The sequence below is a fragment of the Sulfitobacter sp. F26204 genome (genome assembly GCF_026410305.1).
Classification (GTDB): Bacteria; Pseudomonadota; Alphaproteobacteria; order Rhodobacterales; family Rhodobacteraceae; genus Sulfitobacter.
In genome coordinates this window covers 496107-516524 of sequence record NZ_JAPMLQ010000001.1, presented here as the reverse complement: position 1 = coordinate 516524, position 20418 = coordinate 496107, and the positions used below count along the sequence as shown (strand labels likewise).

General features: G+C 55.2%; 17 protein-coding genes and 1 pseudogene. 5 read left to right on the top strand and 13 right to left on the bottom strand.

The genetic code is table 11. From position 1 onward, the window contains the following. Positions 1–12: 12 nt before the first annotated feature. Genes OS190_RS02440 through OS190_RS02420 form a run of 5 tightly spaced genes read right to left on the bottom strand, consistent with a single transcriptional unit; the run spans position 13 to position 4964 of the window. A complete protein-coding gene (locus tag OS190_RS02440) occupies positions 13–1323 on the bottom strand; it encodes a TRAP transporter large permease (RefSeq protein ID WP_267157070.1) in 1311 nt (436 codons plus the stop codon). 4 nt (positions 1324–1327) lie between these two features. Continuing rightward, positions 1328–1849, bottom strand: a complete 522-nt coding sequence (locus OS190_RS02435; protein ID WP_267157069.1) for a TRAP transporter small permease — start codon at positions 1847–1849, stop codon at positions 1328–1330. After that, positions 1846–2652 carry a class I SAM-dependent methyltransferase gene (locus OS190_RS02430; RefSeq protein WP_267157068.1) on the bottom strand — a complete coding sequence of 269 codons (807 nt, stop codon included), beginning with the start codon at positions 2650–2652 and terminating at the stop codon, positions 1846–1848. The genes OS190_RS02435 and OS190_RS02430 overlap by 4 nt, the downstream gene beginning before the upstream one ends. Before the next feature lie 51 nt (positions 2653–2703). Next, positions 2704–3693, bottom strand: a complete 990-nt coding sequence (locus OS190_RS02425) for a TRAP transporter substrate-binding protein (protein WP_267157067.1) — start codon at positions 3691–3693, stop codon at positions 2704–2706. A gap of 32 nt (positions 3694–3725) precedes the next feature. Beyond that, positions 3726–4964, bottom strand: a complete 1239-nt coding sequence (locus tag OS190_RS02420; protein WP_267157066.1) for an NAD(P)/FAD-dependent oxidoreductase — start codon at positions 4962–4964, stop codon at positions 3726–3728. A 171-nt stretch (positions 4965–5135) separates the two neighbouring features. Here OS190_RS02420 and OS190_RS02415 point away from each other — a divergent pair, with 171 nt between their 5' ends. Next, positions 5136–5843, top strand: coding sequence for an aspartate/glutamate racemase family protein (locus tag OS190_RS02415; RefSeq protein ID WP_267157065.1), 708 nt, complete (start codon positions 5136–5138; stop codon positions 5841–5843). Between the two features lie 281 nt (positions 5844–6124). Continuing rightward, complete coding sequence (locus OS190_RS02410; protein WP_267157064.1) at positions 6125–6916, top strand: IclR family transcriptional regulator; 792 nt, start codon at positions 6125–6127, stop codon at positions 6914–6916. Here the strand turns inward: OS190_RS02410 and OS190_RS02405 are convergent. The 3 genes and pseudogenes from OS190_RS02405 to OS190_RS02395 all read right to left on the bottom strand — a co-directional run bounded on the left by OS190_RS02405 (position 6896) and on the right by OS190_RS02395 (position 10140). Next, positions 6896–8116 (bottom strand): winged helix-turn-helix domain-containing protein, encoded by a 1221-nt coding sequence (locus OS190_RS02405; protein ID WP_267157063.1) that lies wholly within the window; start codon positions 8114–8116, stop codon positions 6896–6898. The genes OS190_RS02410 and OS190_RS02405 overlap by 21 nt on opposite strands. A gap of 1 nt (position 8117) precedes the next feature. After that, the gene (locus tag OS190_RS02400; protein ID WP_267157062.1) at positions 8118–9152 is read right to left on the bottom strand and encodes a LacI family DNA-binding transcriptional regulator; all 1035 of its coding nucleotides are present in this window, start codon (positions 9150–9152) and stop codon (positions 8118–8120) included. A 118-nt stretch (positions 9153–9270) separates the two neighbouring features. Further along, positions 9271–10140: pseudogene (locus OS190_RS02395) on the bottom strand (sugar kinase). 225 nt (positions 10141–10365) lie between these two features. Here OS190_RS02395 and OS190_RS02390 point away from each other — a divergent pair. Genes OS190_RS02390 through OS190_RS02380 form a run of 3 tightly spaced genes read left to right on the top strand, consistent with a single transcriptional unit; the run spans position 10366 to position 13780 of the window. Further along, positions 10366–11124: an SDR family oxidoreductase gene (locus OS190_RS02390; RefSeq protein ID WP_267157061.1), complete on the top strand. Its 759-nt coding sequence runs from the start codon at positions 10366–10368 to the stop codon at positions 11122–11124. After that, positions 11121–12920: an IlvD/Edd family dehydratase gene (locus OS190_RS02385; RefSeq protein ID WP_267157060.1), complete on the top strand. Its 1800-nt coding sequence runs from the start codon at positions 11121–11123 to the stop codon at positions 12918–12920. Before OS190_RS02390 ends, OS190_RS02385 begins: the two co-directional genes overlap by 4 nt. An 11-nt stretch (positions 12921–12931) precedes the next feature. Further along, the gene (locus OS190_RS02380; protein ID WP_267157059.1) at positions 12932–13780 is read left to right on the top strand and encodes a fumarylacetoacetate hydrolase family protein; all 849 of its coding nucleotides are present in this window, start codon (positions 12932–12934) and stop codon (positions 13778–13780) included. A gap of 52 nt (positions 13781–13832) precedes the next feature. Here the strand turns inward: OS190_RS02380 and OS190_RS02375 are convergent, their stop codons facing one another. The 5 genes from OS190_RS02375 to OS190_RS02355 form a co-directional block, all read right to left on the bottom strand. Continuing rightward, a complete protein-coding gene (locus tag OS190_RS02375; RefSeq protein ID WP_267157058.1) occupies positions 13833–16955 on the bottom strand; it encodes an efflux RND transporter permease subunit in 3123 nt (1040 codons plus the stop codon). Further along, the gene (locus OS190_RS02370) at positions 16952–18160 is read right to left on the bottom strand and encodes an efflux RND transporter periplasmic adaptor subunit (protein ID WP_267157057.1); all 1209 of its coding nucleotides are present in this window, start codon (positions 18158–18160) and stop codon (positions 16952–16954) included. The genes OS190_RS02375 and OS190_RS02370 overlap by 4 nt, the downstream gene beginning before the upstream one ends. Further along, on the bottom strand, positions 18150–18668 hold the full coding sequence (locus OS190_RS02365) for a GbsR/MarR family transcriptional regulator (RefSeq protein WP_267157056.1): 519 nt from the start codon (positions 18666–18668) through the stop codon (positions 18150–18152). Before OS190_RS02365 ends, OS190_RS02370 begins: the two co-directional genes overlap by 11 nt. A 156-nt stretch (positions 18669–18824) precedes the next feature. Continuing rightward, the gene (locus tag OS190_RS02360) at positions 18825–19988 is read right to left on the bottom strand and encodes a M24 family metallopeptidase (protein WP_267157055.1); all 1164 of its coding nucleotides are present in this window, start codon (positions 19986–19988) and stop codon (positions 18825–18827) included. Next, positions 19981–20418, bottom strand: coding sequence for a cupin domain-containing protein (locus OS190_RS02355; protein ID WP_267157054.1), 438 nt, complete (start codon positions 20416–20418; stop codon positions 19981–19983). The genes OS190_RS02360 and OS190_RS02355 overlap by 8 nt, the downstream gene beginning before the upstream one ends.

The window sequence follows — 20418 nt, the reverse complement described above, 5'->3', positions numbered from 1 at the left end:
GTACCATCACCCTCAAGACGGACCCGAGCGCATATTGTCAGGCAACCAGGTCGCGATTTCAGGGAACCAGATCAGCACGAAAACCATCAGGACCATGATTGCAAACATCGGCAAGGCAGCCTTGGTGATGTATCCCATTTCATGATCTGTCATGCCCTGGAGGACAAAAAGATTAAAGCCGATCGGTGGCGTGATTTGCGCCATTTCGATGACGACAACGACAAAAATACCGAACCAGATCAAATCAATGCCTGCGCCACGCACCATGGGTTCGACAACCGCCATGGTCAGCACGATGGCGGAGATCCCATCAAGGAACATGCCCAGCACGATGTAGAACATCAAAAGCGCCATCAGCAATTGAAAGCGGGTGAGTTCCATCGCCGCGATGCCATCGGCCAGCGAACGAGGTAAACCGGTAAACCCCATCGACAGTTTCAGAAAGGCAGCCCCTGCGAGGATCAGCGCGATCATTGCAGAGGTGCGTGTCGCTCCCATCAGACTTTCGCGGAAACTTCCCCAATTCAATGACCCCTGCATCAAGGCCAGCGCCAATGCGCCGATCACACCGATTGCGGCCGCTTCGGTAGCGGTCGCAAGTCCCGCATACATTGATCCGATGACAACGGTGATCAGCGCAAAGACCGGGATCAGGAATCGGGAATTGGAAAGCTTTTCAGAAAAGCTCATCCCGTTTTCAACCTTGGGATTCCAGTCCTTGGAGGTGACGCTGACGATGGCCACATAACCCATGAACATCGCGGCCAGCACAAGACCGGGGAAAACACCTGCAAAGAACAGCTTGGTGATGCTTTCGTTAACTGTCACGCCATATACGATCAGCGCCAGCGACGGCGGAATCATCAGCCCAAGGGTTGCCGCACCGGCGAGCGTGCCGATCACCATCTTTTCGGGATAGTTACGCGTTCGCAGTTCGGGAATTGCCATTTTACCCACGGTCGTCAACGTCGCTGCCGAGGACCCGGAGACCGCGGCGAAGACGGTGCAGGACACGATATTGGTATGCACCAAACCGCCAGGCAAACGCGCAAGCCAAGGAGACAGACCTTTGAACATATCTTCGGATAATCGCGTGCGATACAGGATCTCGCCCATCCAGATGAACAGGGGCAAGGCGGTCAATGTCCAGGAAGATGAGGAGGCCCAGATTGTCGTGATCATCACATCTCCGACTGGTCGAGTGGTAAACAACTCCATTCCAACCCAGGCAACACCCATCAGGGCAAGGCCAACCCAAACGCCGGTGCCAAGCAGCAAAAACAGGACAAAAAGGAAAAGACCGATGGCATAAAGTTCTGTCATGGCGTTATTCCCCGTGGCTTTCGATGGTATCACGAACGATGCGATGCTCGCCCTTCAGCAATACGCTAACCAGATTATCGGTAAGCGCGACGGCCAATAGTCCACCACCGATCACCATGACAGATTGCGGTATCCAGAGATGGCTGGCGTCCTGCCCCTGGCTGATCTCGGTGAACTTCCATGACCAGTAGACAAACCAATAGGCGTAATAAGTGAAGTACCAGACGATTGCCGTTGCAAGACCGAAACACCAGATTTCAAGCAAATATTTGATACCTGCAGGTACAGCATTGAGAACAACAGAAACCCGGATATGCGCCCCCCGGTTCAATGCATTGGCAAAGGCAAAAAAGCTGGCAGCAGCCATGGCATAGCCGGCGTAATCCGGGGCACCGGGGAATATCGCACCCGTCCACCGCGCAAGCATCTGAACCACGATCAGCAACAGGATTACGATTAGACAAACGGCGGCAAGGACTCCCGCCGCGCGATAGAGAAAATCGAGAGTGCGGCGCAGAACTGTCATTTTTTGGTTCCAGTATATAGGAGGCTGGGCATCGGGACTTCGAAACCTTTATTAGTTGCGAACGGGGCCATGTCGGCGTTGATCCGGTCGCGCAGACGTTGCTGCACATCGGGGTTTTGCGCCCCAACGATCAGCGGCACCCTTACGCCAAATTTCATAAAAAAATCAAAGAAGTCGGCCCCATGAGCAATCAATACGGTTTCAAGTCGTGTGGTTTTGATGTCTGTAAATCCCGCCTTGGAAAGCATGTCCTGCACGACTTTCACATCCGACAACACATAGGCATCCGGTGCGGGATCAGCGCGGCTGAGGTCTGCTGTTTCCTTGAGAGCGGCAAACAGCAGACCATAGAGGGTCGATTCACCCGGCGCAGCCCATTGGCTAAAGGAAAACCGGCCACCATTGCGCAGCACACGTCCAGCTTCGCGCATTGCCTGCAGCGGGTCAGCCATATGGAACAAGCCCATGTTACAGGCCACCGCGTCGAAATCTGCATCTGCAAAGGGCAACGCCTCGGCATCTCCGACCTTGAATGACAAATCTGGAAACCGCTTTTGCGCAGCGGCGATCATGCCCGTGGCATAGTCGATGCCCTGCACATCCATCTCGAGTGCGGCAGCGGCACCAGCCACATAGCCGGGGCCACATGCTACATCCAACATGCGCATACCCGGGCGGAGGCCGAGCGCATCCAGCATTGCCGGAACAATCTGCAAGGTCGCATATGCGGTATGAGTTGCATATATTTCTGCACGGCTGTGCCAACCGTTGCGTTCTGCAGAAATGAATGCATCAAATGTCATTGGATAGATCAGGGCCGCTTGCGCAGCGACCCCGCCTTTTCTGTTTTGCGTTTATTGCATCGCCTTAAAGCTGTCGACGATGGCCTTGCCATCCTCACCGGCAGCTTCAAGCCACTCTGACGTCATCGTTGCGCCGATTTCACGCAGTTCCGCCATAAACGCGTCGTTTGCTGGACCTACGGTCATGCCGCCTTCGGCCAGACCATCCATGGTAAATTGCGTATAATCCTTGGAGGCCTGCAAACCGCGCGCCGATGCCTCGTTCGCACATGTAGTGATCGCCGCTTTGTTTGCGTCGGAAACATCCGACCAGACATCATTGTTCACCAAAACGTAGTTATACGGTAGCCAGGCATCTACCTCGTAGAAATGCGTCAGGCTTTCCCAAACCTTGCGATCATAGCCCGTTGCGCCAGAGGAAATCATGGATTCCGCGACCCCGGTCGCAAAGGCCTGCGAGATTTCCGCCGCTTCGATCGTCACGGGCAACATGCCGGTCAATTCGGCCAAGCGCGCTGTGGCTGAGTTATACGAACGGAACTTGGTCCCGGCCATATCGGCCACACTGTTGACTTCTTTGTTGAAGTACAAGCCTTGCGGTGGCCATGGCACGGCATAAAGCATGGTCAGGTTCTGCTCTGCCAGAACTTCGTCCAGTTTCGGCTTGGCTGCCTTGAACAGTTTTGCACTATCGTCAAACGAGGGTGCAAGGAACGGAACGCTGTCAAATCCAAAGACCGCATTTTCGTTCTGGTGCCCCGACAGCAGACGCTCGCCGATCTGCACCTGTCCGGTTTGAATTGCGCGTTTGATGTCAGCCCCTGCAAACAGTGAACCGCCGGGATGTACGGTGATTTCGATGTCACCATTGGTACCGGCACCAACACATTTTGCAAATTCAACTCCGTTTTCGGAATGAAAGTTCGAGGCGGAATATGCCATTGGCATGTCCCATTTCTCAGCGGCCATTACAGGCAAAGCGCCGGCCAGTGCGACAGCCGCTGTAGCCACCCCTGTCATGAGTTTGGTTGTCAGTTTCATTTGTCGTCTCCCTTTTTTGGTTTTCTGTGGTTTTATGAAAAGCGTTGTGGGTGATAGGGTGTCAGATCGGTATTGACCTGCTCCCCATTGATCAGTCCTGCCACCAGTCGGCCCGTTTTTGGCCCACCAGTCAAGCCAATGTGTTGATGGCCAAAGGCGGTATAGACACCCGTTTCGCCAACCTGTCCGATCAACGGCAAGCTGTCGGAGGTGGCAGGCCGGTGGCCCAGCCATTCAATTTCGGATTTCGCCTTGAGGTTGGGAAAGGCACGTGCCGCCTGTCTGCGCAAAAGGGCAAGCGGCGCCTTGGATGGACCGGCACTCAACCCGCCGAATTCCACGATACCCGCACAGCGCAGACCCTGATCCATCGGGGTTGCAACAAATTTACCACTGGCAATCATTGTCGGCCGTGATGGCCCGCCTGTCGCCTCCTCGAACACGATGTGATAGCCGCGCTCTGCCTCGAGTGGGACGTTCAAGCCCAGCTTTGCCATCATGGATCTTGACCAAACACCTGTGGCCAGCACGACCTCGGAACAGGCAACCGTGCCATGCGTGGTTTGCACGGCAGACACTGTGCCGCCGCTCAGGTCGAAATCCATGACTTCGGCTTGCAGGACCGTTCCACCCATTTCGGTGAACGCTTTGGCCAGTGCCTGCACATAGCCACCAGGATTACGGATAAAGCCATGGTGTTTCATGATCGCCATGCAAGTAATATCGGGGCCGAGTGCGGGTTCAAAATCGCGGATCTCCTGCCCTTCAATCAGTTGCGGCGCAAAACCGGCTTCGCGGCGCAGCGCCCAAGTATAGCTTTCGGCGTCAAACGCTGCGCGGTCCTTGTAAGCAAAACAATAATCGCTTTGGGTGATCCAACTGCTCAAGCCCAGGTCGTCACAAAGGCTTTGATGCTGCTCAACCGAGTCGCCGACAATGGAGGTGAGTCCCAGCGCAATGCGACGTGTATCAGCGTCATTGGCATGAGCCAGATACCTGCCCAGCCATGGCAATAGCTTGGGCAGGTAGCGCCAGCGCATGAACAAAGGAGAATCGGGATTGATCAACATGCCGGGTGCTTTTGCCAACAAACCGGGTGCAGTAACGGGTACCATCGAACATGCCGCCAGCACACCCGCATTTCCGTGCGAGGTACCGCTGCCCGGCAATCCACGGTCAATAATGGTGACGTCGATTCCTGCCCGGCGCAACCAGATGCCAGCGGATACACCAACGATCCCCGCCCCGATGACCGCTACGTGACGGGTCAACTGACCATCCCTGAAAACTGTCTGTTCCGCAAAATCGATTCTCCCCTAAGGCATCATGTCAAAAAAAATCAAAACATCAACAAAATGTTTACAAATTGTCATTGTGTGCTTTTTTCTTGTTCACGCCCTGATCCCTGAGCATGGTTTCAAGATCCACAGCTTGGGACAGTCATGAAAAATACCACACAGAAAACACTGGGCATCCTCATGCTCGACACCCGCTTTCCGCGTATTCCAGGTGACGTCGGGAATGCCCGGACATGGCCCTTTCAGGTACGCTATGGCGTCGTCGACGGGGCAACACCGCAAGCGATTGTCTGCGACGATATGGAACCCTTTGTTCAGGCCTTTGTCGACAAGGGGCGCGAATTGATCGCACAAGGGTGCACTGGCATCGCAACAACCTGCGGATTTCTGGCTTTGATCAGGCCCCGGTTGGTTGCGGCTCTTGGCGTTCCGGTTGCCGCCTCGGCATTGGAACAGGCCGGGCAGGTGTTGCCAATGTTGGCACCGGATAAACGCCTGGGCATTGTAACCATTTCCGCCGACTCATTGTCGCCCGCTCATCTGGCAGCGGCAGGGGTCCCAGCCCAAACACCAATCCAAGGTATGGAAGGCAGCAGTTTCGCACGCTCAATCCTGAGGAACCAAACGACATTGGATGTCGCCGCCGCACGGATCGAGATGGCAGCGGCAGCATCCCGGCTGATCACAGAATATCCAGACGTCGGAGCGATCATTTTGGAATGTACCAACATGGTTCCCTATGCGGCTGAGATTGGAAGGGTCACTGGGCGGCCAGTGTTTTCTGTCTATTCATACCTCTGTTGGTTCCAGGCAGGCTTGGCACCGGCGGCCTTTGACGCCCCCTCCCCTTGATGCCGGGCCATTGCACGGGATCATCCAATCCATGCACCGATCGGCGCGACCTCCCTGCACCGCGGCTCGAACCGATAGGACACCGGCGGGAGCAACGGGGGTTCCGTATTAGCGACCGTTGCGCTACGCATCACTCTATCTAAACTCATTGGTCATTGTATGGTTCGGCCTTGCGCCTGTCCGGCACTTGCCAAATTGCTTCTTCGGGGCGGGCTATATTTGGGTTCCTCTCCGGCAAGGGAAACCTGATAACCTAAACTGCCGTGCGATGCAGTTAACACATGAGGACGACACCAGTCATGCCCGACGCAAGCACCTCGGACAAAACGATCCCAACCAACTTGCGGTTGCTATTGTTGCTGGAAGAAGTCGCGAGGGTCGGCGTGCCCGTCACACCGACATCTGCAAACGAGGTTCTGGGCCTGCCCAAACCCACCGTACACCGGTTGTTCCACAGACTGGAAGAAGAAGGATTCTTGCAGCGAGACATCGACGGGCGGTCCTATTCCCCTGGCCAACGGTTGCGCGCGCTTTCGATCAACGTAATGTCGACAACCCGTTTGCGCACCTTGCGACTGACGGTACTGAATGCCTTGACAGAAGATGTCGGTGAAACATGCAACCTCGCCACACCCGACCGAAATGGCATGACCTATATTGACCGGGTTGAAACCAAATGGCCGCTGCGCATCCAGATGCCTGTCGGTACGACGGTACCATTTCACTGCACAGCCAGCGGCAAAATGTACCTATCGACATTGCCACCAAGACATTTGGCGAAATATCTATCCAATGCCCCTCTGGTTTCCCATACAGAGCACACGCTGACCGAACCCGATATGCTGGTTCAGGAAATTGATCAGATCCGCAGCAAGGGCTATTCCACGGACAATGAAGAATTCATGGAAGGGATGGTCGCAATTGCGGTGCCGATCCTCGACAATTTGGGGCGGTTGACCTCTACCTTGTCCATTCACGCCCCCCACCAACGGGCCAGCCTGGATTACCTCAAGGAAAATCTGGATCGCCTGCACCGCGCTGCTGACGATCTGTCAGAGATGATGCTGCGCTGAGCCACGAATCCAGCCATCCTCGAACTCAATCCGACTGACTCCTGCCAGCTTCCTGACCCTTTCCAGCTCTGCTTCAAAGGCTGCTTGACGCGACTTGCCCCACTGGATTGAGCCTTCGCTCCAAAGGGCGCGCACCCGCAGGGTATCTTCTTGCCTGAACGCTTTCATATCGACTCGCCCGACAAGCTGGTCCCCTTGCAAAACAGGAAAGACATAATAGCCAAAGCGGCGCTGCGGTTCCGGCACGAACATCTCGACGCGGTACTTGAACCCGAACAAGCGCTCTGCCCGTTTGCGATCCCGCAGGGCAGGATCAAACGGACTAAGCACACGCAGACGATTTGTGGGCACCAGTTCAAGCGCTGCATCCTGATCCAGTCCCGGTCGGGCAAAGGCCGGTCTCGGAATCCCATCTGCACCTGTAATCTGGACCTGTTCCAGTCGACCAGCGGCCTGTTCATGCTGGCACCATATCCGCGCTTCAGCGGGGGAAACATGCGCCCAGAAAGCCGCAATTTCCCCATGTGTCGCAAAGCCAAGCCGTGACAACGCCTGATCACAGCACCAATCTATCGTGGTCTGGGTGTCAGGGACATTTGCCGGATCAAGAAGAACCTGATCCAATACACGATCAGTCAGATCATATTGTTTCTGAAAGCCATTTCGCCCCACCACACACAACGCACCGCTGCGCCAGAGGTATTCCAGCGCCGTCTTGGAGGGGTGCCAATCCCACCAGCCACCCGAACCGCGCTTTTCCCCCATACCAACATCCGACGAACAGACCGGCCCTTCCGTGCGAATCTGATCCAGAATGATCTGGAACTGCTTTTCAAATCCGTCGCGCCTATCCTTTTTCCAGCGCCGGCGCAGGTGCGCAGCATCACGCTGACGACGCAATTCCCATTGCGGGTAGAACGCCAAAGGGATGACCGCCGCATCATGTGTCCAATGTTCAAACAAACGCCGGTGCTTTTCATAAAGCGCCTTGAGCGCATTGGGCCGATACCGGGGACGCCGTGAAAACAGGATCAGATCATGCGCCCGCGCAACAGTATTGATGCTATCGAGTTGAACAAAGCCGAGGCTACTGATCAGTGCCAACAGGTCATCACCGGTTGCCGCGCCTTGCGGGGTTTCCGACAATCTGTGGCGATCCAGAAAAACCCGGCGCGCCTGCCCGTTGGTCAGCGTCAACATATCAAAGACGTTTACGGCGCAGTGTATCCCCATAAGACAATTTCGGGGTCAACGTCAGTTGGTTCGGAACATCCGGGTCTGGATCTTCCAGGGTCTGGTTGAGAATGATCTTGGCTGCCGCCTGCCCAATCTCGATGCGACAGGCATCCATCGTCGCCAACTGGCGCGGTAATCCTTGCAGCAATTCCACATTGTTAAAACCGGCCAGCCCGATTTGTTGCGGCACATCGATGCCCTGATCAATAAGGTAAAGCAGCCCTCCGGCACCGATCATATCGTTGGAATAATACAGAAAATCGAGATCGGGAGAGCGCTCAAGCATTTCCTGTGTCATTTCGCGCCCCTTGGCAAGCGCAGAACCACCCGAATAAAAGGCACGATCTTCAATCTCGACACCTGCCTTGGCCAAACCCTCAGTGAACCCTTCAAAGCGTTTGCGCGCGCGATGATCCAAAGGCATCTTCGTGCCCATAAAGCCGATCCGTTCATACCCTTCCTTGAGGATCGCCGCCGCCATTTCGCGCCCTGCCCGGCGGTGCGAAATTCCGACCATGGCATCCACCGGCTTGCCATCCGTATCCATTATTTCAACCACAGGAATACCCGAATTCGACAGCATGGCGCAGGTTGCCTCGGAATGTTCCAACCCTGCGATAATCACGCCGGAGGGCCGCCACGAAAGCATTTCGTATAGAACACGCTCTTCCTTTTCAGGCAGGTAATCCGTCACGCCGAACACCGGTTGCAGTGGCGAATTTTCGAGAATCTGGTTGATCCCAGTCAAAACCTCCGGGAAAACCATGTTGCTCAGGGATGGGACAATCACAGCCACCAGATTGACCCGCTGTGACGCAAGCGAACCTGCAATCTGGTTGGGCACATAGCCAAGTTCCTTGGCTGCGGCCAGCACCTTGCTGCGCGTTGCCACTGATACGTCACCCCGATTTCGCAGCACCCGACTGACTGTCATTTCAGAAACACCGCAAGCATCAGAGACATCCCGTAGAGTAAGGGGGCGTTTGGCAGAAGTTGTCAATTTGGGTACCTCGGTTGTTCAGTCAACAGTTAGCGCGAAGCATGACCAACGTACAAGCGGCCAGAGCAAATCCCGCGCGCTTGATCCAGGCTTCACTGCAACCAATGTCGCCGGTTTGTTAAATGGATGCGGGGACAATCGCGCCGCGATGCTGGACAACCTGTGTAGCAAGACGATGTCCCGTCATCAGTGCCTCTGCCTGGTTTTTTCCAGCCAACAACGCACCCAGATAGCCGCCGTTAAAGCTGTCACCGGCGGCGGTGGTATCCACAACCCGGGTGGCAGGCGGGTAGGATTGGCGAAGATCGCAGCCCAAAGACAAAGGTCCGTCGGCACCGCGTTTCAGCGCACCGAAACCTTTTTATCCGGAAAATCGTACCAGGACCTCGGATTCGGATTCCTCAAAAAGCGTCATCTCATCATCGATCGAAGGCAGTAAGATGTCGGCGCGTTTCCAAAAAGCATCGGTGATCAGTCGGGCATGTGCCACATTGTCCCAGAGTCGCGCGCGGTAATTGCTGTCATAGGCGACAGAAACTTTCGACTTCTTCAGCCAGTTCAGCAGGTCCAGCCTGACGGGATGAGGCAGGATTGCGAGTGAAATACCCGATAGATATACGATGTCAAAACCGCCAAGAAATGCAAAATCGCCATCTGCGAACAGGTCCCGGGCAGCGGAATCACCACGCCAATAGGTAAAGCTGCGCTCACCGTCAGGGGCGGTCGTAATCGCATATAGGCCCGGTGACTTGTTTGTGATCTGGCTGATTGAAGACGTGCCAATTTCCCGGTCTTTGATAAAATCCAGAATGCGGTGAGAAAACGGATCATCCCCCAGGCAGGTCACATATTCAATCTCTAGCGCGGGGGCAGTGCGGCGCAAATAGATCGCTGTATTCAGGCTGTCGCCCGCAACGCCAAGAAGTGTACCCTCCTCTGCCACTGACAATTCAATCATCGCCTCCCCGATACATGCCACACGCGTCATCCCTGGCTTCTTTTCCAAATTGGTTCGACCCGCTGAAGGCCGATGTTCTGGGCTGGCGCATGAACGCAGTCGGGTGATGGCCAAACTCCAATCTCTGTCATACGCTAACACAGGCGCATAGGGTGCCGGCAAGCAAGAGCGACAAACCGCATCGTTTTCAGAGTCTGCAGAGAATGCTTTGAGGACGCGCAAGGTCGTGGCGGCATTAAGGGATGGTTTAGCGATATGGGTCAACGACTTAGGGGCAAACGCGTATTGATCACGGCAGCAGCGCAGGGAATTGGGCGTGCCAGTGCAATTGCTATGGCACACGAAGGTGCTGAGGTTTTCGCCACGGATGTGAACCTGAAAACTCTGTCCACGATTCGGGAAGAAACAGCTGGGAATATCGAGATCATGGAATTGGATGTCCTGGATCCCAAGAGTATCGCGAACGGCATGGAACGGGCTGATCCGGATGTTCTCTTCAACTGTGCAGGCTTTGTGCATCACGGAACCGTATTGGACGCCACTGATGATGAATTGGTTGATGCATTCGACCTGAATGTGCGATCCATGATGCGCACTATTCGCGCCGCGCTTCCAGGAATGCTGGCGCGCGGAAACGGGTCAATCATCAACATGTCATCCGCTGCAGGCTCTGTCATTGGTGCGCCCAACCGGTTTGTCTATGGCACAACCAAGGCAGCGGTTGTCGGACTCACCAAATCCGTCGCCGTTGATTATATCAAACAAGGTATCCGCTGTAACTGCATTTGCCCCGGTACGGTCGAAAGCCCCTCCTGGCATGAACGTGTGCGCGCGCTCGGCGACGCCTTGGGAAGTTACGACAAGGCGTTGGAACAATTCGTGACCCGCCAGCCAATGGGCCGCGTCGCATCAGCCAAAGAAATCGCGGCACTGGTTGTTTACCTTGCCAGTGACGAAAGCGGCTTTACGACCGGACATACCCACATCATCGACGGAGGTTGGTCAGGCCAATGAAACGGAAAATCGACATCGGCGATCTGCGCTCGCGCAAATGGTTCATGAACCCCGACAATCTGGAAATGACGGCGCTTTATCTTGAACGGTACCTGAATTACGGGCTGACCCGCGACGAACTGCAATCGGGCAAACCGATGATAGGGATTGCACAAACCGGCAGCGACCTGTCGCCCTGCAACCGGCATCACATCGAGTTGACCAAGCGCGTGCGCGACGGGATCATCGCCGCAGGTGGGACATGTATCGAAATCCCGGTTCATCCGATTCAGGAAACCGGCAAACGCCCGACTGCGTCGCTCGATCGCAACCTTGCCTATTTATCCTTGGTTGAAACACTGTTTGGTTATCCTCTCGATGGTGTTGTTCTGAACATCGGATGTGACAAAACAACCCCCGCCCTGCTGATGGCGGCGGCAACGGTGAATATTCCCGCCATCGCCTTGTCAGTTGGGCCGATGCTCAACGGGTGGTGGAAAGGCGAACGAGCCGGTTCCGGCACGGTCATCTGGAAAGCACGCGAGCAGTTGGCCGCTGGCAACATCGACACCGATGAGTTCATGGAGATCGCCGCCGCCTCTGCCCCTTCGGTCGGCTATTGCAATACCATGGGCACAGCGACGACGATGAATTCGCTGGCCGAAGCCCTGGGCATGCAATTGCCCGGTGCCGCTGCAATTCCCGCCCCCTACCGTGAACGCGGGCAGATCAGTTATGAGACAGGCAAGCGGATCGTCGACATGGTCTGGGAAGACATGAGGCCAACGCAGATCATGACCCGCGAGGCCTTTGAAAATGCCATCGTGGTAAACTCTGCCATCGGGGGATCCACCAATGCCCCAATTCACTTGAACGCCATTGCACGGCACCTGGGTGTTTCCCTGGACAACAACGATTGGCAGGAACACGGCCACGACATTCCACTATTGGTCAACATGCAGCCGGCGGGCAAATATCTGGGCGAAGACTATCAACTGGCCGGGGGCGTGCCAGCGGTGATAGGCGAATTGGTTGCCGCTGGTCTGTTGCCGCACCCGCAGGCGATGACGGTCAATGGATTTTCGATATTCGACAATTGCGCGATGCAACGGTCAAAAAATACCGATGTGATCAAGTCTGTGAATGATCCAATGAAAGCGCAGGCAGGATTCCTGAACCTGTCAGGCAATTTGTTTGAAAGCGCGATCATGAAAACCTCGGTAATCTCACCGGCGTTCCGCAAATCCTATTTATCCAACCCCGACGACCCCGAAGCCTTCGAAGGCCGGGCTGTGGTTTTTGACGGACCTGAGGATTTTCACCGGCGGATCGACGATACAGCCGAGAATATCGACGCAAACTGTATTCTTGTCATGCGCGGCGCAGGCCCCAAGGGCTATCCCGGTGCCGCCGAGGTGGTGAACATGCGTCCACCCTCCTACCTAATCAAACAGGGAATCGAGGCATTGCCCTGTATCGGCGATGGGCGGCAGTCTGGAACTTCTGGTAGTCCTTCAATTCTGAACGCCGCTCCCGAGGCGGCGGATGGCGGAGGGCTTGCCCTGTTACAAAACGGCGATCCCGTGCGGATCGATCTCGCCAGGGGCACGGTAAACATGCTGGTGCCGCTGGATACGTTGAATGACCGTGCGCGCAAATTAGCCGCCAATGGCGGGTATGACATCCCCGCAAGCCAATCCCCCTGGCAGGAAATATTCCGCGAGAAGGTCGGGCGACTTGATCACGGCATGACACTGCAAGGGGCGGACAAATATCAGGACATCGCGCGCAAATTCATGCCGCGTGACAACCACTAAAGGATGATCTCATGAAACTACTTCGATACGGACCTGCAGGCGCGGAAAAACCCGGTTTGTTGGACAATGCAGGCCTTCTGCGCGATCTTTCGGCACATGTGGCAGACATCACAGGCGCAACAGTGGATGATGCGACGCTTGCGAAACTGCGCGGCATCGACCCTGCGAGCCTGCCGGTTGTGGAGGGTGAACAGCGCATCGGCCCCTGCATTGGAAATATCGGAAAATTCCTCTGTATCGGGTTGAATTATTCCGATCACGCCGCCGAAACCGGTGCTGCGATCCCCGAACATCCGATACTGTTTTTCAAAGCGAACTCCGCAATTGTCGGTGCCTATGACGATGTGATCATGCCACGCGGATCGACCCGTACCGACTGGGAGGTTGAACTGGGAGTCGTCATTGGCAAAACCGCCAAATATGTCTCGAAAGAAGAGGCCTTGAACCATGTTGCAGGCTACTGCATCGTCAATGACGTGTCAGAGCGGCATTTTCAATCCAGGTTAAGCGGCCAGTGGACCAAGGGCAAATCATGCGACACCTTTGGTCCGACAGGTCCATGGCTGGTCACGCGGGACGAGGTGCCGGACCCACAGAACCTGTCGATGTATTGCGATGTGAACGGGAAACGGATGCAAAACGGCAATACCAGGACAATGATCTTTTCGGTGGCTGAAATCATCGAACACCTTTCCGGGTTGATGACATTGCACCCCGGCGATGTGATCGCGACGGGCACGCCACCTGGTGTCGGATTGGGCGTAAAGCCGGAGCCTGTATTCCTGAAGGTCGGGGATGTGATGGAACTGGGAATCCAGGGTTTGGGTCAACAGCGACAGAAGGTCGGGCAGGATGCCTGACCTTACACAGGTCACCAATAGATATGGCGACTGATACGGGATCTCTGTCTCGCTACCCAGCCGGCTGTAATTGCTGCTCCTTGCGGTTCGTTTTCCGTTCTCCAAGCATCAGCATCGCAGGTGTAACCACCAGTGTTAACACCGTCGCAATGACAAGTCCGCCCGCGATGGCAGAGGAAAGCTCGGTCCACCACTGGGTTGAAGGTGCCCCATAGACTATCTCGCGGGTAAAGAAGTTCAGGTTCAGCCCGATGACCATCGGCATCAATCCCAGCGCGGTGGTCACCGATGTAAGGATCACTGGGCGCAGGCGTTGGGCACCTGTACGCAGCGCTGCCTCTCGCGGGGAACGCCCGGCCTTCCGCAGGTCATTATAAGTATCGATCAGTACAATGTTGTTGTTCACAACAATGCCCGCCAATGCGATCACCCCAATTCCCCCCATCACGACACCAAAGGGCCGCCCAGTGACAATCAGGCCCAACAAGACCCCTGCAATTGAAAAGACGATGGCGCTCATCACGACAACGGCCTGAAAGAAACTGTTGAACTGGATCACGAGGATGACAAACATCATGAAAATTGCGGCGAAAAAGGCACCTATGAGGAAATTCATGCTTTCTTGCTGATCCTCGGCCTCACCTGCAAAGCTGAATTCCACGCCCTCCGGCAGATCGGTAGCTTGCAATGATGCGGTCAAAGCGACGACCTGATCGTTCACCAGAACACCAGGGGCCACATTGGCCTCGATCGTGGTCACACGCTTTTCGTCGATCCGACGGATAACGCCTGTACGCTCGGACGGGGCAAAGGTCACGAAATTCGAAATCGGAACCAGACCGGATGTCGTTGGAACGCGCAGTCCGGCAAGCTCTGCCAGGGACCGTTCCTCGCGGGGGAAACGCACACGAATATCAAGCGATCCATCCACATCTTCGGGGCGGTAATCCGCCACGGTAATGCCCTGGGTCAAAAGCTGAACAGCTTGCCCCAGTAAACTGACATCCGCGCCAAAACGTGCCGCTTCGGCGCGGTCCACAAGGATCGAAACCTCCACCCCCGGCACCGGACGGGTATCCGTCACATCGGTAAAGCCACCCATTCTGTCCATTATGTCCCTGATTTGCTGCACCGCCTTGCCCTGCACCTGTGGGTCACGTGCGGTGATCTGTAGATTCACGGGCTTTCCAGCGGAAGGGCCACCACTTTCGGTTTGCACTTGCACATCGATCCCGGCGATGTCCGACACGCTTTTGCGGATGTCTTCTCCGATTTCGGCAGCAGTGCGGCGGGTGTCCCAGGGGGTTAATTCCAGTTGCAGCGTACCAATGGTTTCCTCATCGCCTCTCCCGGCGCTCATCATGGATCGTGCATAAATGCTGGCAATCTCATCATATCCCAGGATGCGATCTTCGACCGCTCGGACCAATGCATCACGTTCAAAGATCGAGAAATTGTCCCGCGCACGTACCTGAACCTGCATGAAGTCTGGTTCGACCGAGGGGAAAAAGCTGATGCCTTTACCGAACTGACCATACAGGCCGAAACCGCCCAGCAAAAGCGCAACCGCCAGCAACAACGTCGTGACAGGGCGCACAATGGCCCAGGCCAACAGACGTACATATGCACCGGTAAAGCCGCCCATCTCACGAGGGTCACCGATTTCGGCCGCATGCAACGCGCGCTTGGCCTTGGCCGGCTGCGGCTGACGTTTACCGATCAAACCGCCAACAACAGGGATAAAAATCAGCGCCATAAACAATGACGCCGATAACGTCAGTATCACGGTTGTGGGCAGGAATTTCATGAATTCACCCACCATGCCTGCCCAGAAGAGCAGAGGAAAGAACACGCTGAGGGTCGTCGCAGTAGAAGCAATGATCGGCCAGGACATGCGTTTGGCGGCATATGCATAGGCCTCTTTTGGCGATACTCCCTCTTGCAACTTGCGGTCAGCAAGTTCGGTTGTGACAATCGCCCCGTCCACCAACATGCCAACAACGAGGATCAGCGAGAACAGCACAACGATATTCATTGTATAGTCCATCATCCAAAGCGCGATGACGCCCGCCAGAAAGGCACCTGGAATCGACAGTCCGACAAGGATGGCAGATCTTATGCCCAGCGCCAGAACTATGACGATCATAACCAGAATGACCGCTGCAATCACGTTCGCTTCCAGGTCGCTCAACATGTCTTTAACCTGCTTGCTCTGGTCCTGCAGATAGGTGATTTCAACATTATCGGGCCAGTCGACGCGCAACTCTTCCACCAGGGCTTTGACGTCAGCTACGGTATCGATAATGTTCGCGCCCGAACGTTTGGTAACCTCAAGCGCCAGTGCAGGTTGGCCATTGATGCGGGCAAAGGAATCAGGATCCTCGAACGTGCGACGGATCGTGGCGACATCGCCAAACGTCACTACGGCATTGCCGCGCACCTTGACCGGCATGTTCATTACGTCGCTCAGATTTTCGATCAGGCCGGGAACCTTCAACACAATCCGCCCCGACCCCGTTTCAATGGCGCCAGCCGCGATCAGGCGGTTGTTGCGTTGGATTTGCCCGATCAGTTCGTCAAATGACAGATTGTAGGTTTGAAAAACGGTGGGATCGATCAGCACTTCAAGGAATTCAAACCGTTGCCCGCCGATTTCAGCCTCCAACACACCTTCCAGGCCTTCGATTTCTTCCTGAAGCCGCTCAGCAAGTGAATTCAATGTGCGCTCCGGCAATGGCCCGGACAGAATTGCCGTAATGATCGGAAAAAGCGCAGTGTTGATCTCGGTGATCGTAATATCGCGTGCGTCTTCGGGCAATTCGGATTCCACACGGTTCACCGCTTCGCGGACCTTGTCCAACGCTTCGTCGTTGTCACCCCCTGGCAGGAACTCAAGCTGGATGCTCGCGAACCCCTCCGCAGCATCGGACTTCATACTGTCGAGACCGGCAATCGAAGCGAATTCAGTTTCCATCGGCTCAAGCAACAGGCGTTCGGCATCGCTTGGGCTGATACCATCCAGACCGGTGGAAACATAAAACAGCGGCAGCGGTACCTCGGGGTTGGCTTCTTTCGGGATAGAGACATAGGCAAGCGCGCCGACGGTCAGCACCATGAAAAGCGCCATCACGACAACGCGCGACCGCGAAAAGGCCGCGTCGATGATGGCATTCATTGGGGTTTCTCCGCTGCTGAGGGCACGACAGTCTCACCATCATTGACATAGCCTTGACCGACGGTGATCACATCAACCGTTTCTGGCAATCCCGTCACCCAAAGACCGTCAATCTGCGCCCGCACGATCTCGATCGGGAAGAATTCGACCACTTTGTCAGCATTGACGGTTTTGACCCCAAGCGTGCCGGAAGTATCCAGTGATACGATCGAGGCGGTCAGGAAATGCGCCACGACCTCGCCCGTCGGTATCACAACTTCTGCAGAAATCCCCGCTGGAATCGCACCATCTTCATTGGCGACTTCGATTTCCGCCAGAAACGTTCGGGTTTCGGATGCGGCCGCGCTGCCGACAAAGGTGACGGTTCCTTCGCGCTCTTCTCCGGTAATGAATTTCACCTTCGCGGTTTGACCGACAGCAAGACGGGTAAGAGATTGCTGAGGCACCTGAATGGCAACGGTCAAGGGCGTGATGTCAACCAAACGACCGACTTCGGCACCAGAAGAGACAAATTCACCGGCATCCAGATCAAGTGTTTCAATCCGCCCGTCAAAGGGCGCTGTAATGGTCAGTGCCTTTGCAGACTGGGCGACCGCGATCACCTGCGCTTGCGCGCTTGCCAGTGCGGCGCGGGCCTGCACGACACGGTCTGCCGTCGCGACACCACGCTCAAGCAGTTTTTCGGCATTGTCAAATTCGCGCTGCACACGGGCAAGTTCTTCTGCTGCACGCTTGGCGTCAGCCTCGTTATTTGTCGGATCGAAACGTGCAATGACGGATCCCGCTTTGACATCCTGGCCCTTGACGACAAGGACTTCGGCAATGTCACCTGAAATCTCTGCGCGCAGTTTCGTATCACGATCCGGCAAGGCCTGACCCTCTGCCTGATAATATTGAGTTACTGTGTCCGCCACTGAATTTGTGACCGCGACGGATACAGGTGCAGGATCTTCGCGGCGCGCAACAGATGAGGCCTTTTCGGTTGGGAATATGAACCCGCTACCCATCCAGCCGACAATGGCCAGCACAAGAAATGCCGCGATCCAGGTTGAGCGCGCGGCGCCCTTGTCTGATGTAAAAACCAATTCCTGCTGCATTTGATGTGCCGCAGCATCATCTTTGGTCATTCGTTCCTTGGACTTGGCTGCATCAGCTGCACTTGGCGATTTTGGCTTTTTGCCAGTGGTTGCCGGTTTACCTGTCATCGCTCAGATCCTTTGAGGCTGCGGGATGTTGCCCCGATTTTGAAGTTGTGGGAGCGTCCAATTCATCCAACGCCAGTTTTATCGCGGAATCCAGCGAGGCATAGAAATCCGCATAGGCCGCCAAACGATCGGCCGCACTGGCATTCGCTGGCAATTTGCTGATGGTATCTGCGATCTCGGATCTGGTTGCGAGAGTGCGCTTCTGAATACCAGTCAACATGGTTGCATAGGGATTGGGGGCCAGTTGAAAATAATCCTGCCGCTCGCCGGGTTTGGTCATGCGCTTCACCAGACCGCGCTCTTCGAGGATGCGAATGCTGGTACTGATGCTTGCACGGCTTACCTGCAAACCCGTAGCCAAGTCGCTGAAAGAAACCATATCGCCATCAAAGATCAACATTCCGAAAACGCGCCCTGCGATACGCGGCAAGCCTTCGGCCTGACTGATTAGGCCGGTCTTTTCAATGAATTCGCTACGAATAACATCTAGGGATTGTTCCGCTGACATCAAAAGCTCCTGACGAATTTTCGCGTTTAGGAGCATCGCAAGTTCATTGTCAAGTTTATTCAGTCTTGACTGAACGGAAACATCAGATCAATTCATTGCGGTTTTGCTATCGAAACTGACGACAGGCTAAGAATTCAATCGGCCAGCAATAGATTTTCAGAATTTGTCGCTCCGGTTCCAACCACGCCCTTCGGTTCCGAACATTTCATAACCGGTTTCGGTCACTGCCAGCGTGTCCTCCAGCTTGATAAAACCTCGCTTGGGATGTTGCATGTGAGTTTCAATCGACAGAACCATACCGGCCTTCAAGGGCTTGTCTGCATCACGACCTTCATAAGCGACAGGATGATTGGTCAACAGGAATGGCGCTTCATGACTGACCAACCCCATGCCATGACCAAAGAAATCGATGTATTGCTTATTGGGCTGGTTGGCCAAGGCCGCCTGGCCCGCTGCAATCGCATGCCCGCCCGCTGCCCCGGCGCGCACTTCTGCAAAAGCCGCCTGTTGAATTTCTTGTATTTCACCCAGCAAATCAACAAGTTCGGCGTCCGGCTCGCCCAACACACCCATCCGACATATGTCACCGATATAACCACATAGATTGCCCCCTGAATCGATCGACAGGATGTCACCTTTGGCCCATGCCTGATCTGACCCGGCACGGTTGTGGCTGGCACCCAAGGTCAACAAGCAATAATCAAATTGCAGCCCACGCTTGGTTTCTTCCTGGCGCAAAAGTTCGATGATCTCGTGCTTGGTACTTCCTTCTCCTGATGCGGCAATCGTTGCTTGCATGGATGCCGTGATCTTTTCTGATGCTTCGCGCAGCAGAGACAACTCAGCCATAGATTTTACGGCGCGAAGATTCTCCAGGACCGATGTAGCATTGATGAACTCGGAGTCTGGCAGGGCGTCCAACAAGACTTCTTTTGAATCAGAAGGCAAAAACGGTGGTTCAATGCCAATGCGCCCTGCCTTGAAACCCATTTCGTGAAGGTGGCTGATCGCCTGCGTGATACTGTCCACACTGCCCCAGGCCATCGGATAAAAATGCGGCACCCATAGTGGTGCGTTTTCATGTTCCCCTTTCTCCATCTTATTGGCGATATAGGCGGTCCGGTCGCGCTGCCCCTTGAAATAGACAACCACGGGCAAGTAACGGCCATGCCCGATAGCATCCATGGCGGAAAAGAAGATGAACTTGTATCCGCCCATCAGGTATTGGGCATTGTGTTTGGATGTTACCAAAATCACATCCAGTCCAGCCTCCTCCATGAGGCTGTCCAGGTGATCGAAATCATAACTGAGATCAGTCATCGCGCCCTCCGTCATCTTCATCAGAGGGGATCAAGCGGAAATCAGGCGCATCGCGCAGCAGCTTTTCCGGCCCCGTGGGTGAATAAACTACGAAAATCTCCATTGGCTCAGTTCCGATATTGCGGGTAGCGTGAAAGCGGCCGTCGGGAATGAACACCGTGCATCCGGCACCGATTTCGCGTGTTTCTGGCGTGCCGTCTGCATCTTCGATCATCTGCTCACCGGTTCCCCTGATGATGAATATGATCTCTTCCGCGCCGGGATGGTTGTGACGGCTGTGCCCTTGACCCGGAGGGACAAACACAACTCCGGCTGAGAATTGGGTGGCACCATTCACCTCTGGTGCGCAGGTCAGCGCCAATCGCCCCCAATCAAACCCAAAATTGTCCACCCCGGCGGGATAAACAAAATGCTTGTCCATCTTGGCCAT

Bases quoted from the DNA above. Each gene is read 5' to 3' on its own strand.
- OS190_RS02385 (WP_267157060.1), top strand. From the start codon at position 11,121: ATGAAACGGAAAATCGACATCGGCGATCTGCGCTCGCGCAAATGGTTC.
- OS190_RS02415 (WP_267157065.1), top strand. From the start codon at position 5,136: ATGAAAAATACCACACAGAAAACACTGGGCATCCTCATGCTCGACACC.
- OS190_RS02390 (WP_267157061.1), top strand. From the start codon at position 10,366: ATGGGTCAACGACTTAGGGGCAAACGCGTATTGATCACGGCAGCAGCG.
- OS190_RS02440 (WP_267157070.1), bottom strand. From the start codon at position 1,323: ATGACAGAACTTTATGCCATCGGTCTTTTCCTTTTTGTCCTGTTTTTG.
- OS190_RS02430 (WP_267157068.1), bottom strand. From the start codon at position 2,652: ATGACATTTGATGCATTCATTTCTGCAGAACGCAACGGTTGGCACAGC.
- OS190_RS02365 (WP_267157056.1), bottom strand. From the start codon at position 18,668: ATGTCAGCGGAACAATCCCTAGATGTTATTCGTAGCGAATTCATTGAA.
- OS190_RS02370 (WP_267157057.1), bottom strand. From the start codon at position 18,160: ATGACAGGTAAACCGGCAACCACTGGCAAAAAGCCAAAATCGCCAAGT.
- OS190_RS02360 (WP_267157055.1), bottom strand. From the start codon at position 19,988: ATGACTGATCTCAGTTATGATTTCGATCACCTGGACAGCCTCATGGAG.
- OS190_RS02425 (WP_267157067.1), bottom strand. From the start codon at position 3,693: ATGAAACTGACAACCAAACTCATGACAGGGGTGGCTACAGCGGCTGTC.
- OS190_RS02405 (WP_267157063.1), bottom strand. From the start codon at position 8,116: ATGTTGACGCTGACCAACGGGCAGGCGCGCCGGGTTTTTCTGGATCGC.
- OS190_RS02375 (WP_267157058.1), bottom strand. From the start codon at position 16,955: ATGAATGCCATCATCGACGCGGCCTTTTCGCGGTCGCGCGTTGTCGTG.
- OS190_RS02435 (WP_267157069.1), bottom strand. From the start codon at position 1,849: ATGACAGTTCTGCGCCGCACTCTCGATTTTCTCTATCGCGCGGCGGGA.
- OS190_RS02380 (WP_267157059.1), top strand. From the start codon at position 12,932: ATGAAACTACTTCGATACGGACCTGCAGGCGCGGAAAAACCCGGTTTG.
- OS190_RS02410 (WP_267157064.1), top strand. From the start codon at position 6,125: ATGAGGACGACACCAGTCATGCCCGACGCAAGCACCTCGGACAAAACG.
- OS190_RS02355 (WP_267157054.1), bottom strand. From the start codon at position 20,418: ATGGCCAAGATGGACAAGCATTTTGTTTATCCCGCCGGGGTGGACAAT.